The organism is Streptomyces sp. WAC05374 (genome assembly GCF_004353505.1).
In the GTDB taxonomy this organism is placed as follows: domain Bacteria; phylum Actinomycetota; class Actinomycetes; order Streptomycetales; family Streptomycetaceae; genus Streptomyces.
This window is the reverse complement of record NZ_SMNQ01000005.1, coordinates 113799-129714: the sequence shown is the minus strand read 5'-3', so window position 1 is coordinate 129714 and position 15916 is coordinate 113799. Positions and strand designations below refer to the sequence as shown.

At 73.8% G+C, this 15916-nt stretch carries 15 protein-coding genes; 10 read left to right on the top strand and 5 right to left on the bottom strand.

Annotation, left to right across the window (positions count from 1 at the left end):
• Positions 1-31 precede the first annotated feature (31 nt).
• On the top strand, positions 32-850 hold the full coding sequence (locus E2B92_RS12995) for an SCO2400 family protein (protein ID WP_126884094.1): 819 nt from the start codon (positions 32-34) through the stop codon (positions 848-850).
• Positions 851-916: 66 nt separating this feature from the next.
• Here E2B92_RS12995 and E2B92_RS12990 read toward each other — a convergent pair whose 3' ends face one another.
• Positions 917-1357: a MarR family winged helix-turn-helix transcriptional regulator gene (locus tag E2B92_RS12990; protein WP_126884093.1), complete on the bottom strand. Its 441-nt coding sequence runs from the start codon at positions 1355-1357 to the stop codon at positions 917-919.
• Positions 1358-1503: 146 nt separating this feature from the next.
• Here E2B92_RS12990 and E2B92_RS12985 point away from each other — a divergent pair, with 146 nt between their 5' ends.
• The 8 genes from E2B92_RS12985 (at position 1504) to E2B92_RS12950 (ending at position 9505) form a co-directional block, all read left to right on the top strand.
• Complete coding sequence (locus E2B92_RS12985) at positions 1504-2523, top strand: NADP-dependent oxidoreductase (protein WP_126884092.1); 1020 nt, start codon at positions 1504-1506, stop codon at positions 2521-2523.
• 66 nt (positions 2524-2589) lie between these two features.
• Complete coding sequence (locus E2B92_RS12980) at positions 2590-3015, top strand: organic hydroperoxide resistance protein (protein ID WP_073751683.1); 426 nt, start codon at positions 2590-2592, stop codon at positions 3013-3015.
• Positions 3016-3133: 118 nt separating this feature from the next.
• The gene (locus E2B92_RS12975) at positions 3134-3922 is read left to right on the top strand and encodes an EI24 domain-containing protein (RefSeq protein WP_126884091.1); all 789 of its coding nucleotides are present in this window, start codon (positions 3134-3136) and stop codon (positions 3920-3922) included.
• Entirely contained in the window at positions 3915-4520 is a 606-nt protein-coding gene (locus tag E2B92_RS12970; protein ID WP_126884090.1) for a LysE family translocator, read from the top strand. Before E2B92_RS12975 ends, E2B92_RS12970 begins: the two co-directional genes overlap by 8 nt.
• 123 nt (positions 4521-4643) lie before the next feature.
• A complete protein-coding gene (locus E2B92_RS12965) occupies positions 4644-6128 on the top strand; it encodes a Y4yA family PLP-dependent enzyme (protein WP_126884089.1) in 1485 nt (494 codons plus the stop codon).
• Complete coding sequence (locus tag E2B92_RS12960; protein ID WP_126884088.1) at positions 6125-7444, top strand: pyridoxal-phosphate dependent enzyme; 1320 nt, start codon at positions 6125-6127, stop codon at positions 7442-7444. Before E2B92_RS12965 ends, E2B92_RS12960 begins: the two co-directional genes overlap by 4 nt.
• A 10-nt stretch (positions 7445-7454) precedes the next feature.
• A complete protein-coding gene (locus E2B92_RS12955) occupies positions 7455-8678 on the top strand; it encodes an aminotransferase class V-fold PLP-dependent enzyme (protein WP_126884087.1) in 1224 nt (407 codons plus the stop codon).
• A gap of 65 nt (positions 8679-8743) precedes the next feature.
• A complete protein-coding gene (locus tag E2B92_RS12950; RefSeq protein WP_126884086.1) occupies positions 8744-9505 on the top strand; it encodes a class I SAM-dependent methyltransferase in 762 nt (253 codons plus the stop codon).
• A gap of 1 nt (position 9506) precedes the next feature.
• Here E2B92_RS12950 and E2B92_RS12945 read toward each other — a convergent pair whose 3' ends face one another.
• Both E2B92_RS12945 and E2B92_RS12940 read right to left on the bottom strand, forming a co-directional pair.
• Positions 9507-10736, bottom strand: coding sequence for a pyroglutamyl peptidase (locus E2B92_RS12945; RefSeq protein WP_126884101.1), 1230 nt, complete (start codon positions 10734-10736; stop codon positions 9507-9509).
• Positions 10737-10783: 47 nt separating this feature from the next.
• Positions 10784-11353 (bottom strand): TetR/AcrR family transcriptional regulator, encoded by a 570-nt coding sequence (locus tag E2B92_RS12940; RefSeq protein ID WP_126884085.1) that lies wholly within the window; start codon positions 11351-11353, stop codon positions 10784-10786.
• A gap of 73 nt (positions 11354-11426) precedes the next feature.
• Here E2B92_RS12940 and E2B92_RS12935 point away from each other — a divergent pair, with 73 nt between their 5' ends.
• A complete protein-coding gene (locus tag E2B92_RS12935; RefSeq protein ID WP_126884084.1) occupies positions 11427-13907 on the top strand; it encodes a beta-glucosidase in 2481 nt (826 codons plus the stop codon).
• Here E2B92_RS12935 and E2B92_RS12930 read toward each other — a convergent pair.
• Positions 13904-14839 (bottom strand): aldose epimerase family protein, encoded by a 936-nt coding sequence (locus E2B92_RS12930; RefSeq protein ID WP_126884083.1) that lies wholly within the window; start codon positions 14837-14839, stop codon positions 13904-13906. The two genes, E2B92_RS12935 and E2B92_RS12930, sit on opposite strands and share 4 nt — an antisense overlap.
• Positions 14836-15735: an SGNH/GDSL hydrolase family protein gene (locus tag E2B92_RS12925; RefSeq protein WP_126884082.1), complete on the bottom strand. Its 900-nt coding sequence runs from the start codon at positions 15733-15735 to the stop codon at positions 14836-14838. Before E2B92_RS12925 ends, E2B92_RS12930 begins: the two co-directional genes overlap by 4 nt.
• Between the last annotated feature and the right edge of the window lie 181 nt (positions 15736-15916).

Sequence of the window (15916 nt, the reverse complement as noted above, 5' to 3'; positions counted from 1 at the left end):
GTGTCCCGGCGCCGCATACTCTGCGGGCGCCATGGATTACTGCCACCAGTGTCAGCGGCACCTCAACGGCGCCCTGGCCTGTGCCGGGTGCGGTACGCCTGCCGAGGAGCTGCGGCACGAGGACCCGCACATACCCGCGGCGGAACACGTCTACGAGCTGGACCGGGACGAGGAGCTTCCGACCGCGGGACCCCGGCGTGCCCGCAACCAGCAGCGCCGCGCCCAGCCCGCCCGGCGGTCGCGTCCGGCGGGGCGCCGTGCCCGCAAGCGCCGGGGGCGCAAGGTGCTGATCGGGGTGGTCTCCCTGGTCCTGGCGGCCGGCCTGCTGAGCCTGGCCGAGCTGGCGATCGAGCACCCCGGCGAGGACGGCGCCGCCACCGCCGTACGGCAGGAGGACCCGGTGGCGCCGGAGCCGCTGCCCGAGCAGCCGGAGGGCTCCACGGCGCCGGACGGCCCGAGCCCGGTGAAGGACCCCGTGGCGGAGAGCTCCGCGTCCGGGGACCCCGAGGAGGGCCCGGGCGCCGGTGGCGAGGCGTCCGGCGCCCCGTCGCGCGCGCCCGGCGGGTCCGCCTCGGGGCGTTCGGGCGAGCCGGGCACCGGTCCGTCGGCCCCGCAGCCGTCGGGCGACCCCGAGGAGCCGGGCGCCCCGGACGCCCCGGCACCGGACGAGCCTGCCCCGGCGGACCCGCCGCCGGACGGTGGCGGCGACCCCGAGGAGCCGGGCGGCCCGGACGAACCGGGCGAGCCCGCGCCGGACGACCCGGCCCCCGACGACCCGCCGCCGACGCAGCCCGCCCCGGACCCGACGCCGACGGAGTCGTGCGACTGGTTCCTGTGGTGGTGCGTGTAGCTCCGCGCCGGACCTGATTCCCGGCCTCGCGGGCACTGGGGCCCCACGGCGCGCCCACCCCCGGTGCTACGCCCCGGCCTCCGTGCCGCCCACCATGCGGCGCAGGAGGTCGCGGAGGGCCGTCCGCTCCTCGTCCGTGAGGGCGGCCAGCGGCTCGCGGGCGAAGTCCAGGGCTTCCCTCAGGCGGCGGGCCGTCGACCGGCCCTCCTCCGTCGCCGCGGCGATCTTCACCCGGCGGTCGGCCGGGTCCGGCCGGCGCTCCACCAGGCCGCGCGCCTCCAGCCGGTCCACGATGCCGGTCACGTTCGACGGCTCGCACCGCAGCGACTGCGCGATGCGCCGCATCGGCGTGGGCTCCAGGGCGAGGAGCCCCAGGACGCGCGCCTGGGCGCCGGTCAGGGAGTGCTGCGCGGCGGCCTGCTCGTACTCCTCGTGGTAGCGGGTCACCACCGTGCCGATGAGTTCGACCACTTCGAGGGTGAGCGGGTCTGTGCGTCTGCTGGGCATGGCTCCAGGATACTCATTTACTTGACAACCTGAAATATCCAGGCGCATGGTTGTTTCAGGTGGTGAAACAAACGCCCCGGCAAACGCACCGAACAAGCGCACCGTGAAGCGACACGGTGCGCAGCAATTCCAGGAGGCACCGCAGCATGTCCGCTCTTCCCGCGTCCGGCCGCGCATGGCACCTCGTCGCCCGCCCGCACGGCTGGCCCCGGCCCGAGGACTTCGCCCTCCGTGAGGCGCCCGTCACCGAGCCGGCCGAGGGCCGCGTCCTCGTCCGCAACCTGCACTTCTCGGTCGACCCGTACATGCGCGGCCGGATGAACGACGTCAAGTCCTACGTCCCGCCGTTCCAGCTCGACCACCCCATGGACGGCGGCGCCGTCGGTGAGGTCGTCGCCTCCAACGCCGAGGGCTTCGCGGTCGGCGACCACGTGCTGCACGGCCTCGGCTGGCGCGAGTACGCCGAGGTCAGCGCCAAGCACGCCACCAAGGTCGACGCCTCCCTCGCGCCCCTCTCCGCCTACCTCGGCGTCCTCGGCATGACGGGCCTGACCGCCTACGCCGGTCTCTTCGACGTGGCGTCCTTCAAGGAGGGCGACGCCGTCTTCGTCTCCGGCGCGGCCGGCGCCGTCGGCAGCCAGGTCGGCCAGATGGCGAAGCTCAAGGGGGCCTCCCGGGTCATCGGCTCGGCCGGTTCCGACGAGAAGGTGAAGCTCCTCACGGAGGAGTACGGCTTCGACGCCGCCTTCAACTACAAGAACGGCCCCGTCGCCGCCCAGCTCAGGGAGGCCGCCCCGGACGGCATCGACGTCTACTTCGACAACGTCGGCGGCGAGCACCTGGAGGCCGCGATCTCCTCCTTCAACGTGCACGGCCGCGCCACCATCTGCGGCATGATCGCCCAGTACAACAGCACCGAGCCGACCCCCGCGCCGCGCAACCTCGCGATGGTCATCGGCAAGCGGCTGCGTCTCCAGGGCATGCTGGTCGGCGACCACGCCGCCCTCCAGCCCCGCTTCGTCCAGGAGGTCGCCGGCTGGCTGGCCTCCGGCGAGCTCAAGTACCAGGAGACGGTCGTCGAGGGCATGGAGAACGGCGTCGAGGCGTTCCTCGGCATGCTCCGCGGCGAGAACACCGGAAAGATGATCGTCTCGCTCACCCGATAGGCTCACCTCCAGCCCGCCGCGACCGTGGGCGCGAGTCGCGGCGCATCACAGGAGGAAACCTCTTACATGTCGATCCAGCAGTCCGACGTCCTGTACACCGCCGTCGCCACCGCCGAGAACGGGCGTGACGGCCGCGTCGCCACCAACGACGGCAAGCTCGACGTCGTCGTGAACCCGCCCAAGGAGATGGGCGGGTCCGGCGAGGGCACCAACCCGGAGCAGCTCTTCGCCGCCGGTTACAGCGCCTGCTTCCAGGGTGCGCTCGGTGTCGTCGCCCGCCAGGAGGGCGCCGACATCTCCGGCTCGACCGTCACCGCCGAGGTCGGCATCGGCAAGAACGCCGAGGGCTTCGGGATCATCGTCAAGATCTCCGCGAAGATCCCGAACGTGAGCGCCGCCACCGCCAAGGAGCTCATCGAGAAGGCCCACCAGGTCTGCCCGTACTCCAAGGCCACCCGCGGCAACATCACGGTCGACCTCGACGTCGCCTGATCACGCCCCGTACGCGCCGGAGGGCCGCACCCGTCCAGGGTGCGGCCCTCCGCCGCTTCCCCGCCCGCGACGCCCGACGGCCGTCGGAGGTGTCAGCGCGCCCCGATAGGGTGCACCCATGCGTGATCTCGGGGTGGGTTTCGGCTATGTGATGAAGGGCCAGCGCTGGGTCGGCCGGCACGGACGGTGGTTCGGGTTCGGGCTGCTGCCCGGACTGGTGACCCTGGTGCTGTACGCGGCCGCGCTGGCCGGTCTGGCGTACGGCGCGGACGACCTGACCGCGTGGGCGACGCCCTTCGCGGACGACTGGTCCTCGCCCTGGCAGGGCGTCTTCCGCGGCTTCCTCACCGCGCTGCTGTTCGCCTTCGGCCTGTTCGTGGCGGTCGTCACCTTCACCGCCGTGACCCTCCTGGTCGGACAGCCCTTCTACGAGTCGCTCTCCGAGGAGGTCGACCGCTCCGAGGGCGGCGACGTCCCCAGCTCCGGGCTGCCGCTCTGGCGCGAACTGTGGATCTCCGCCCGCGACAGCCTCCGCGTCCTGGTGCGGGTGGTGCTGTACGGCGTCCTGCTGTTCGCCCTCGGGTTCATCCCGGTCGTCGGCCAGACCGTCGTCCCGGTGCTCGGCTTCTGCGTCTCCGGGTTCTTCCTGGCCGAGGAGCTCACGGCCGTGGCCCTCCAGCGGCGCGGCGTCGAGCTCAAGGAACGCCTCGCGATGCTGCGCGGCCGGCGGATGCTCACCCTCGGCTTCGGTGTCCCGCTCGCCCTCTCCTTCCTGGTGCCGTTCGTCGCGGTGTTCCTGATGCCCGGCGCCGTCGCGGGCGCGACGCTGCTGGTCCGCGACCTCGAGGCCCCGCAGGACCCGCCCGCCGCCGTGGACGGCGAGACGGTCGGGACCCCGCGTGCCTGAGCTGTTCGCGGTCGCCGTCATCACGGTCCTCGCGGTCGTCAGCCCGGGCGCCGACTTCGCGATGGTCGTGCGCAACAGCTACCTCCACGGCCGCACGACCGGCCTGTTCGCCGCCGCGGGAGTGGCGGCGGGCGTCCTCGTCCACGTCACGTACACCATGCTGGGCGTGGGGCTGCTGATCGCGGCCAACACCGCGCTGTTCACCGCGATCAAACTGGCGGGCGCGGCCTACCTCGTCCACATCGGTCTGCGGACCTTCTTCTCCCGCGCGGACGTGACGGTCGACCTGGCGGGCGAGCGGTCCCTGTCCCGCTGGGGCGCGCTGCGCACCGGCTTCCTGACCAACGTCCTGAACCCCAAGACCACCCTGTTCGTCGTCTCCACCTTCACCCAGGTCGTCGGCCCGGACACGGCCCGCTGGCAGCAGGGCGCCTACGGCCTGTTCATGTCGCTCACCCACCTGGTCTGGTTCGGTCTGGTGGCGCTCTTCTTCTCCCACTCCCGGCTGCGCACCTCGATGCTGCGCGCCCAGAAGGCCCTCAACCGCGCCATCGGCGCGACGCTGGTGGGACTGGGGATCACCCTGGGCGTGGCGTGACGGCCCGCAAGGGCTGAATCCGGCCGTCTCCTTCCGCCGGGCCATCCCGTCGGGGAAAGTTGGGCATAAAGAGCGGGACGACGACGGCGCCGTTCGGCATTCCTCGCGGGGGGAACAGCTCGGATGAACACAGCGGGGACGGGCACCGGGCCGTTGTATCTGGAACCGCGCCTGGAGCGGCGGCCGGCCGCCCTGCTGGCATCGGGCGGTCCGTTCCTCCACGCGCTCGTGGCCGCGCTGGGCTCGCCGCTCAACGTGGTGTTACCGGACCAGATCGCCGAGAACGTGGAGCGCTTCCGCGCCGTCTTCCGCGCCCGGCGGCTCACCGGCCGGATCTTCTTCGCGCACAAGGCCAACCGGTCCAGCGCGCTCGTCCGGCACCTGGTCACCACCGACGCCGCCCTCGACGCCGCGTCGCTCGGCGAACTCCGGCACGCCCTGGCCTCCGGGTGGACGGGTGACCGGATCATGGCGACCGGCCCCAAGGACCCGGAGTTCCTGTGGCTGGCCGCGCGGACCGGGGCGACCGTCAACGCCGACGGGCCGGGCGAGCTGGAGCGGGCCGCCGGGCTCGTACGGGCGTACGGGCTGCCCCGCCTCAGGGTCGTGCTGCGGCTGTCCGAGTTCGGGACGACGGGCACCACCCTGCTCTCCCGCCGCAGCCGCTTCGGTACGCCGGCGAAGTCCCTCAAGGAGCTGCTGGACACGGCCGACCGGCACCGGGACGCGCTGGAGCCCGTCGGGGTCGGCTACCACCTCGACACCACGAGCCCGGACGAGAAGGCGGCCGCCCTCGAAGGGTGCCTGAGGGCCATGGAGGAGCTGTACGCCCACGGCTTCTCCCCGCGCGCCGTCGACATCGGGGGCGGCTTCGGCGTCAGCTACCTGGCCCACGCCGAGCAGTGGGACCGGTACACCACCGAACTGACCCGGGCGGTCATGGGCCGGCGCCCGCCCATGACGTGGGGCGGCCACGGCTACGGGCTGCGCATGGAGAACGGCACCGTCAAGGGCGCCCTGGGCCTCTACCCGGCCCACCGCCCCCTCGCGGGCGCCGACTACCTGGACGACCTGCTGTCCCGCCCCGCCCCGGGCCTGGGCGGCCGCCCGCTGGGCACCCTGCTGCTGGAGAGCCTCCACGAGCTGTACGTCGAGCCCGGCCGGGCGCTCGTGGACCAGTGCGGGCTCACGCTCGGCACGGTCCGGGACGTACGGCAGGCGGAGGGCGGTGAGCACCTGGTGACGCTGGCGATGAACGCGGGCGACGCCGGCCTCGAGGACCACGGCGTCCTCGTGGACCCGGTCCTCCTGCCCCGCGACGGCACCCCGGCCGAGGGGCGGCCCGCCACCGTGTACCTCATGGGCAACCTCTGCCTGGAGGCCGACCTGATCACGCGCCGGGCCGTCCACCTGCCCCGGCTGCCGCACCCGGGCGACCTCCTCGCCTTCCCCAACACCGCCGGCTACTGCATGGACTTCGGGGCCACCCGCGCCCAGCGGCAGCCGCTCGCCCGCAGAGTCGCCGTCTTCGAGGAGGAGGGTTCCTGGCACTGGTGCCTCGACGAGCAGTACTGGCCGATCACACGACCGGGGGGACCGCGCACATGAGGTACGACAGCATCACCGACGCCATCGGCGACACCCCGCTGGTGCGTATCGACCCGGACGTCCACGGGCTGCGCAACATCGACCTCTACGCCAAGCTCGAAATGCTCAACCCGTTCGGCTCCCTGAAGGACCGCGCCGCCTGGAACATGGCCCGCGAGGGCCTGGCCGCCGCCCAGGAGCGCGGCGAGACGGTCGTCGAACTGTCCAGCGGCAACACGGCCAAGGCCCTCGCCCTCATCGCCGGGCTGCACGGCCTGCCGTTCAAAAGCGTCACCAACAGGATGCGCATCCCCGAGATCAAGGACCTGCTCCTGCTGCTGGGCGCCGAGATCGAGGAGCTGCCCGGCCGGTCCGAGTGCCTCGACCCGACCGACACCGACGACCCACTGACCCTGTTCCACCAGCGGCTGAACCGGCCCGGCAGCGCCCACTTCCACACCGACCAGTACTTCAACGCCCTCAACACCGAGGCCCACGCCTCCGGCACCGGCCCGGAGATCATCGCCGACCTCGACGGCCGGGCCCCCGACTGGTTCATCGCCTGCGTCGGCACCGCCGGCTCCTCCACCGGCGTGGCCAGGGCCCTGCGCGCCCACGACCCGTTGGTGAGCGTCGTGGGGCTCGTCGGCGAGAAGACCGACTTCATCCCGGGCATCCGCAACGCCGACGAGGTGCAGGAGGTCGGCCTGTTCGACCCGGCCACGTACGACACGATCGAGTCCGTCAGCGCCGACGAGGCCATCGACGGGATGGTGACCCTGCTGCGCCGCTGCGGCCTGCTCGCCGGACCGACCGGCGGAGCCGCGTACTACGGGGCCGTCCGCCACCTGCGGCCGCTGGACGAGCGGCTGACGGACCGCCGCAGCGCCGTCTTCATCGTCTGCGACCGGGTGGAGAGCTACCTCGGGTACGTACGGCAGCGCCGTCCCGAGCTGCTGGGGCGCCCGCCGGTGAAGAACTCGGTGGCCACGCTGACCGACACGGAGGCCCGCACGGCGACCGTCGTCGACGTGGCCGAGGCGCAGAAGTGGATCGCGGAGGAGCGCCCCCTGGTGATCGACCTGCGCGGCCCGTTCGCGTACGCCGCCCTGCACATCGACGGCTCGGTGAACATCGTCGACGAGCTGTTCGACGAGCTGCTGCGCGGCGGCCTGCCCTTCGGCAAGCGGCAACCGGTGCTGCTGGCCTGTCCGGTGGGGGAGCGGTCCGCCCGGTACGCCGCCCTGCTCACGCGCATGGGCCACCCCGACGTCCGCAGCCTGGCCGGCGGGATCGTCGCCTGGCGGGACGCGGGCGCGCCGCTCGTGCGCGATTGAGGTGACGGAGATGACCGACGACGCCACCGGCGTGCCCGGCGCCCCGGCGGAGATCGGGGAACTGCGTTCCTGGCATCGGGCGTTGCGCGCCCAGTTCCCGATCGTCACCGCCCATCCGGACCTGGCGTACCTGGACAGCGCGGCCACCGCGCAGAAGCCGCAGGCCGTCCTGGACGCCGTGCGCGACTACCTCACCACCTCCAACGCCAACGCCGGGCGCGGCTCCTACCCGTGGGCGAACGCCACCACCGCGCTGGTGGAGGGCGCCCGCGACCGGGTCAGGCGGTTCCTGGGCGATCCGGAACCGGACCGGTCGGCCGTGCACTTCACCAGCGGCACCACGGAGGGGCTGCGCACGGTCGCGCGGGACTGGCTGCCCGCCCTCCTCGCCGACGGCGACGAGATCGTCGTCCCGTTCCACGACCACGAGGCGAACCTGTCGCCGTGGCTGGAGGCGCGGGAGCTGCTCGCCCGCCAGGGCGTCGCCGTCCGCGTCCGGGAACTGCCGTACCAGGCCGCCTCCGGCGACTACGACCCTGCCGCGCTCGCCCGTCTCATCGGCCCGCGCACCCGGTTCGTGGCCGCCACGCACGTCCACCACGTGTACGGCGCCGACATGAACGTCCACCGGCTGCGCGAGGTGGTGGGGCCGGACGTGCCCATCTGCCTGGACGCCGCGCAGAGCGTCGGGCACCTGCCGGTGTCCGTGGCGGAACTGGACGTGGACTTCGTGGTGTTCTCCGGCCACAAGGCGCTCGCCCTGCCGGGCACGGGCGCGGTGTGGGCCCGGCGGCGGCGCGGCCCGGACTTCCGGCCCGGCGGCTGGCAGGGCACCCCGAACACGGTCGGCATCGCCTCCCTGGCCGCCGCCCTCGACTGGCTGGACGCGGCCGGGACGGAGCGGATCGAGCGCTGGACGGTGGCGCTCACGTCGCTGCTGACCGACGGGCTGAGCGGCATGGACGGCACGTACGAGGTCCTCGGCTGCCGCGCCAGCCTGGCGGCCGGCTCGCCGGTGCAGCGCCGCCGGAGCCTGGTGACGTTCCGCCATCGCCGCATGGAGGCCCACGACGTGGCCTTCGTGCTGTTCAGCCACGGGTTCATGGTGCGGTCCGACGGGCACTGCCAGGCCGGGAGGGGCGAGAAGGAGGACTCCGTACGCGTCAGCCTCCACGTGCACAACTCACCCGAAGAGATCGAAAGGCTGCTCAACGCCCTCGCCAGTCTGCAATGATTTTCAATAGCAGCAAGCGTCACGAGGTGCGGAGGGGCACGAGCGGCCATGGGTGTGAGAGCGGTATGGGTGTGAACGCGGTGACGGCCGCGCGGTGGGTGGAGCGCTGGGAGGAGCAGCAACAGCGGTACGCGGTCGACCGCGACGAGAGCTTCACCGTGATCGCGGACGTGGTCGAGTACGTGACGGCCGGCCGGCCCGGCACGCCGCTCGTCCTGGACCTCGGCAGCGGGCCGGGCTCACTGGCGGCCCGGCTGGCGGGCCGGCTCCCGGGCGCCGAGGTGCTGGCCGTCGACGGCGACCCGCTCCTGCTGGAGCTGGGCAGCGCGTACTACGGCTCGGCGTCGCTGCGCCACGTCGAGGCGATGATCGGCGAGCCGGGCTGGCTCGACGCGCTGGCCCTGGACCGTCCGGTGGACGCGGCCGTGTCCACGACGGCCCTGCACTACCTGGACCGGCGCACCCTCGCCCGGGTGTACCGCGAACTGGCCGGGCGGCTGCGCCCCGGGGGCGTCCTCGTCAACGGCGACCACATCGGCCCGGACTCCGCGAAGGTCGCCGATCTGGCCCGGGACATCGGGCGCCGCCACGCGGAACGGCACAAGACCCTGGTCCACGACGACTGGGAGTCCTGGTGGTCGGGCGCCGCCTCCGACCCGGAGCTGGCACGGTTCCTCGCACAGCGCGGGAGCCACCGGCACCCGCGCTGCGAGGGCAACGACCTGACCGTCTCCAGCCACCTGGAGCTGCTGCGGGCGGCCGGGTTCGAGCACGCCGGCGTGGTGTGGCAGTACGGACACAGCCACATCCTGGCCGCCGTGCGCTGACTCACCCGGCCGACGCCGCCACCGCGATGACGCTCCTGACCTGGGCCGTGATGTCCGCCCGGTTGCGGAGGAACTCCGGGTCCTCCACCGCGCCCGTGTTGCCCGCGCCGAACTGGAGCACCGGTGTGTGCACATGGCCGCCCGGCAGGTCCGCGAGGCCCAGCCGGTCACGCAGCAGCGTGGCGCGGTAGGCGATCTCGTTGGACAGGTAGTCCCCGCCGCCGCCCGCGCGGGCCGCCGAGCCGGGCGTCGGCCCGCCGGGGCGGACCACCGGGTCCGTGCCGCCCGCCGGGACCTCGGTCACCGACGTGTTGTCGTACACCGGGAACCGGCCCGTGTCCGCCGCCGTGATCCTCGCGTACGGCAGGGTCGTCGTCGTCCACTGGGGCCGCGTCGCCGGGTCGGCCACCGGCACCAGGCCCTTCTCGGACACGTTCTCGTTGTCGCCGAACCCGCCGCGCCACGCCCCGTTGAAGCGCTCCACGTCGAAGCGGCCGACCCGGCCCTGGCTCACCGTGGTGAACGCGTCGACGTTCGGCAGGTGCGGCCGCAGCGTCCGCTCCACCTCACCCTCCGCGAAGTCCGCCCAGCGCACCGGGAACACCGCCGTCTCCACCCGGGCGAGCGCCCCGTCCGCCGTGCGGATCAGCGTCCCGTCCAGCGCCAGCGCCGCCGCCCCCGACGGGTTGCTGATCCGGATGTCCCGGTCCAGCGTGAACGGGTCGAAGCCGGTCATCAGCACCCGCTTGACGCCCCTGCCCGCCGGGAAGCGGATCGCGTCCTGCCCGCGCGAGGAGGTCTCCAGCCGCTCCAGCAGCCCCGCCCGCGCCTGCGGCGACAGGGCGAAGTCCGGCTCCCAGGTGCGCAGTTCCCGCGTCATGGCCAGCCGCGCCCAGTACAGCGGCCGGTCGTCGTCGCGGGCCAGGTCGCCACGCGCCGGGCCGCGCCCCTGCGCCCGGTCCACGGCCCGCTGCCACAGCCCCGCCCCGTGCCGCCGGACGGCCCGCTCGGCCGCCGCGTAGGACCCGGCGCCCTCCAGCGCGGCGGCGAAGCCGGGTGCCACCGCGTCGAATCCGCTGCGCGTGAGGATCTCGCGCGGCACCGCCCGGTCGAGGCGGGCCTCCTCGACCGTGGGCGCCGCCTGGGCGGGGGCCGTGGAGACCGTCAGCGCGGCGAGGACCAGAACGAGGGTCGTACGAAGGGGTATGCGTGACGTCCGTATCCGTGACATCCGTATCCGGGACACAGGAGGCAGTCCTTCCGTAGGGTCCCGGAACGCTACCGCGCCCCCAACAGCCGCAGAAAGTCCCGGAAGGCGGCCGGCATGTCCACCGCGTCCGGGTCGAGCAGCCACTGGTACTGGAGCCCGTCCATCACCGCCGTCATCAGCGGCGCCGCCTGCTCGGGCGTCAGCCCGCCGGGCAGCCGGTCCCCGTACGCGGCCCGCAGCACGTTCGCCATCTCGCCCCGCACCTGGGCGTAGCGGCGGGTGAAGAACTCCCGCGCCGGATGACCCTCCGTCACGCTCTCGCCGAGCAGGGCCGAGAAGGTCTGCACGATGCCCGGCCTCATCGCGTTGTACTCGACGAGCGAGTCCAGCAGGTCCAGCCGCCAGCCCTCACGGGCGCCGCTCCCGCCCGTGTCCCACTGGTCGCGCTCCTCCAGCACCGCGACCAGCAGCGCCTCCTTGGTGGGGAAGTAGTGCAGGAGCCCCTGCTGGGTCAGCCCGACCCGCTCGGCGACCGCCCCGAGCGACGCGCCCCGGTAGCCGCGCTCGGCGATCACCTCGAGGGCGGCGCGCACGATCTCGGCGCGCCGTTCCTCGCTCCTGGCCCTGGCGGCTGCCATCCTCACCCACTCCGATCCACGAAAGTCACGGAAACATAACGAACCCTACCGGCCTACAGGTGATGCCGTCACCATGGACACCCCCGCACGCCGACACGGAGGTACGACAGTGACAGACCCGACCGGCATCCCGCGCGAGGCGGCCGTCGAGGCGGCGCTCGGCACGCTCGACCTGGACACCAAGACCCGGCTGCTGGCCGGCCGGGACATGTGGTCGCTGCCCGCCCTCCCGGAGATCGGCCTGGCCCCGCTGGTCATGTCCGACGGCCCCATCGGCGTGCGCGGCGTGCGCTGGACCGCCGACGACCCCTCCGTCGCCCTGCCGTCCCCCACCGCGCTCGCCGCCACCTGGGACCCGGCCCTCGCCCGCCGCGCCGGCCGGCTCCTCGCCCAGGAGGCCCGCCGCAAGGGCGTCCACGTCCTGCTCGCCCCCACCGTCAACCTCCACCGCTCACCGCTGGGCGGGCGCCACTTCGAGGCGTACAGCGAGGACCCGTACCTCACCGGCGAGATCGGCACCGGATACGTGCTGGGCGTCCAGGACGGCGGCGTCGCCACCACCGTCAAGCACTTCGTCGCCAACGACGCCGAGACCGACCGCTTCACCGTGAACAACGTCGTCGCCCCCCGGCCCCTGCGCGAGCTCTACCTCGCCCCCTTCGAGGCGATCGTCACCGGCGCCCGCCCCTGGGGCGTCATGACCGCCTACAACCGGGTCAACGGCCGCACCATGACCGAACACCACCACCTGGTCAACGAGGTGCTGCGCGCCCAGTGGGGCTTCGACGGCGTCAACGTCTCCGACTGGATGGCCGCCCGCGACACCAAGGGCGCCATCGAGGGCGGCCTCGACCTCGCCATGCCCGGGCCGGGCACCGTCTACGGCGAGGCCCTCGCCGCCGCCGTGCGCGCCGGGGAGGTCGACGAAGCCGTCGTCGACCGCGCCGTGCGCAACGTGCTGCGCCTCGCCGCCCGCGTCGGCGCCCTGAAGGGCACCGAACCGGCCGTCACCGCGCTCCCGGAGCCCGTCGACGGCGAGGCCCTGGCCCGGGAGATCGCCCGCCGCGGCTTCGTCCTCGTCCGCAACGAGGGCGCCCTCCCGCTCGCACCCGGCCGGACCGTCGCCCTCCTCGGCGCCGCCGCCCGCGACGCCCGCGTCCTCGGCGGCGGCTCCGCCCAGGTCTTCCCCGACCGCACGGTCTCCCCGCTCGACGGGCTCACCGCCGTGCTCCCCGCCGGCGCGCTGACGTACGCCGTCGGCGCCGACCCCACCGACGAACCCGCCCCCGCCGGCGCCGGCTTCACCCTGCGCGCCGTCTGCCGCGACGCCCACGGCACCGTGCTCGGCGAGGGCTCCCTGCCCAGCGGGCAGGTCCAGTGGATCGGCGACGACCTGCCCGAGGGCGTCACCCACGACACGCTCCACAGCGTCGAGGTCACCGGCACCTTCACTCCCCGAGAGAGCGGCGAGCACGCCTTCGGCACCCGCGGCCTGGGCGCCTTCACCCTCACGGTCGGCGGCGAGACCCTCTACGACGGCGTCCAGGAGATGGGCGACGAGGCCGACCCGTTCGAGGCGTTCTTCGGCGCCCCGACCGAGCGCGGCACGGTCGCGCTCACCGAGGGCGTCCCCGTCGAGGTGTCGCTGCTCCACCCGCTCGACCGGGAGCACGCCGCGCCCCTGCCCGGCGTGCTGTTCTCCCTGGTCCACCTCGGTCCGCGCCGCGACCCCGACGAGCTGATCGCCGAGGCGGCCGCCGCCGCCCGCGCCGCCGACACCGCGATCGTCGTGGTGGCCACCACCGAGCGCGTCGAGTCCGAGGGCTTCGACCGCACCGACCTGAAGCTGCCCGGCCGCCAGGACGACCTCGTGCGGGCCGTCGCCGCCGCCAACCCGAACACCGTGGTCGTCGTCAACGCCGGCTCGCCCGTCGAGATGCCCTGGCGCGACGACGTGGCGGCCGTGCTGCTGAGCTGGTTCCCCGGCCAGGAGGGCGGCGCCGCGCTCGCCGACGTCCTGCTCGGCGCCGAGGAGCCGGGCGGCCGCCTGCCCACCACCTGGCCGGCCCGGCTCGCCGACGCGCCGGTCACCGAGGTCACCCCGGTGGACGGCGAACTCCACTACCGCGAGGGCCTCTTCACCGGCTACCGCGCCTGGGACCGGACCTCCGCCGCGCCCGCCTACCCCTTCGGCCACGGCCTGGGCTACACCACCTGGGAGTACGAGGCACTGGAGCTCTCCCCGGAGGGCGCGACCGTCCGCGTCCGCAACATCGGCTCCCGCCCCGGCCGCGAGGTCGTCCAGCTCTACGTCGCCCCCGTGGACGACCCCGTGGAGCGCCCGCTGCGCTGGCTGGCCGGCTTCGCGAGCGTGACGGCCGGACCCGGTGAGGCCGCCGAGACCGAGATCCGGCTCCCGAGGCGGGCGTTCGAGATCTGGGACGAGGCCGCCGGCGCGTGGACGGCCGTCCCGGGCGCGTACGAGATCCACGCGGGGCGCTCCCTCACCGACACCCGCCTGCGCGCGGTCCTGACGGTCGCCGGAACGGACTAGCGAATCCCGAACGCGTACTCGGTCCAGGACGCGTACACCTCACCCGGCCGCAGGACCGTACTCGGAAACCGCGGCCGGTTCGGGGAGTCCGGGAACGCCTGGGTCTCCAGGGCCACGCCGTCGAGGTGGTCCGGCGCGTACACCTGGAGGCCCGGCTCGGTCGTACGGACCGTCAGCAGCCGCCCCGACAGCGGCGAGTACAGCTCCGCCGCCGGGCCCCCGGCGTCCCGGTCGAGCACGAAGTTGTCGTCCAGCCCCGTGCCCACCGGACGGAAGTCCCGGAAGTCGAGCCGGGTGCCGTCCACCGTCGCGATCTCACCCGTCGGGATCGCGGTGTCGTCCAGCGGAGTGAAGTGCCCGGCCGCGAGCCGCATCTCGTGCGCGCCGCCCAGGTTCCAGTACGTGTGGTTCGTCAGGGCCACCACCGTCGGCGCGTCCGTCACCGCCTCGTACGCGATCCGCAGCGCGCCCGAGGCGTCCAGGGTGTACGTGGCACTTACCTCCAGCCGCCCCGGGAAGCCCTCCTCGCCGTCCGGGCTCACCCGCGACAGCCGCACCCCGCCCTCGACCGGCTCGGCGTCCCACACCCGCTTGTCGAACCCGCGCTCGCCCCCGTGCAGGCTGTTCGGGCCGCCGTTGCGCGCGAGCCGGTGCGTCCGCCCGTCCAGGGTGAACACCCCGCCCGCTATCCGGTTCGCGTACCGCCCCACCAGGGCCCCGAAGTACGGTCCCGGATCGGCCTCGTACCCGGCGGGCTCGCCGTGCCCCAGCACCACGTTCCCGGCCGCGCCGTCCCGGTCGGGCACCTCCACCGACTGCACGATGCCGCCGTACGTCAGGACCCGCACACGGGTCCCCGCCCGCTCCAGGACCCACCCGTGGACGTCCGTGCCGTCGGCCAGCCGGCCGCACGGTTCGCCGTACACCCTCATGACGTGACGATCCGGTACGCGATCTCCGCCAGCCGCCCCTGGCCGTCGGTGCTCGGGTGGAACCAGTCCCACGGGCTCAACTGCGCACCCGTGAACCGGTAGTCGAACACCGCCCCGCCGTCGTACCGGCACAGCCGGTCCTTCGCGCACACGTCCCGGAGCACCTCGTTGTACGCCACCACCCGCCGGTACACCTCCTCGCGCCGCTCCACCGCGGCCGCGCCCACGTCGTCGGCGTCACCCAGCATGGAACGGCAGACGCCCAGCTTCCACACCTGCTTGCCGAGCGCGCTGCCCCGCCCCGTCGTCCACAGCCGCTTCAGGTCCGGCACGCTCGACACGTACACCTGGCTCTTCGGCGACACCGCGCGCAGCGCGCGCATCGCCTCCTCGAACGAGGAGCGGAACGAGGACACCGGCGTCATCAGCCCGGTGCTGTCCCGGCAGGCGTCGTTCGCACCGGCCATCACCGTCACCAGCCCGGGCTTCTTCGCGCCCGCCGCCGCCATCTGGCCCGGCAGCTCCGCCATCCGCGCCCCGGACCTGGCCAGGTTCCAGCTCCGGGCGGGCAGCGCCGACGGGCCCACGAGCCGCCGCGCGAGACTGTTCACCCGGGCGTCCCCGCCGGTCGCCCAGGACACCTCCGGGCAGTCGACCAGCAGCCCGCACGCGTCGAACCCCCGCGTGATGGAGTCACCCACGGCCGCGACCGACGCGGGACTGGTGTCCCACGCGGGGGTGGGCCTGGGGGAGGGGCTCGCGGAGGGGCGCGACGCCGCGCCCGGCCCGCCCCCCGGTTCCGCCTCGCACCCGGACAGCGCCACGCCCGAGACCAGGGCGACGGCCGCCGTCCACCCGGCGGCGGTTCGTATACGGCCTCGTCGGCCGGCAGCCATCCGGTAGCCCTTTCGTCGGCGTCCTGGCGAGTGAATGCTTGGTGTCGAGCTCCGCCGGGCAGACCGTACGTCATCCCAAGCGCCCCGGCGCACGGTAGCTTTTCCCCGTCGAACCGTCAGGCGCCTTCGCCAACCGGCTCCGGTAAATTACATCACGTCACATGCTGTCCCTTTTGCGGAG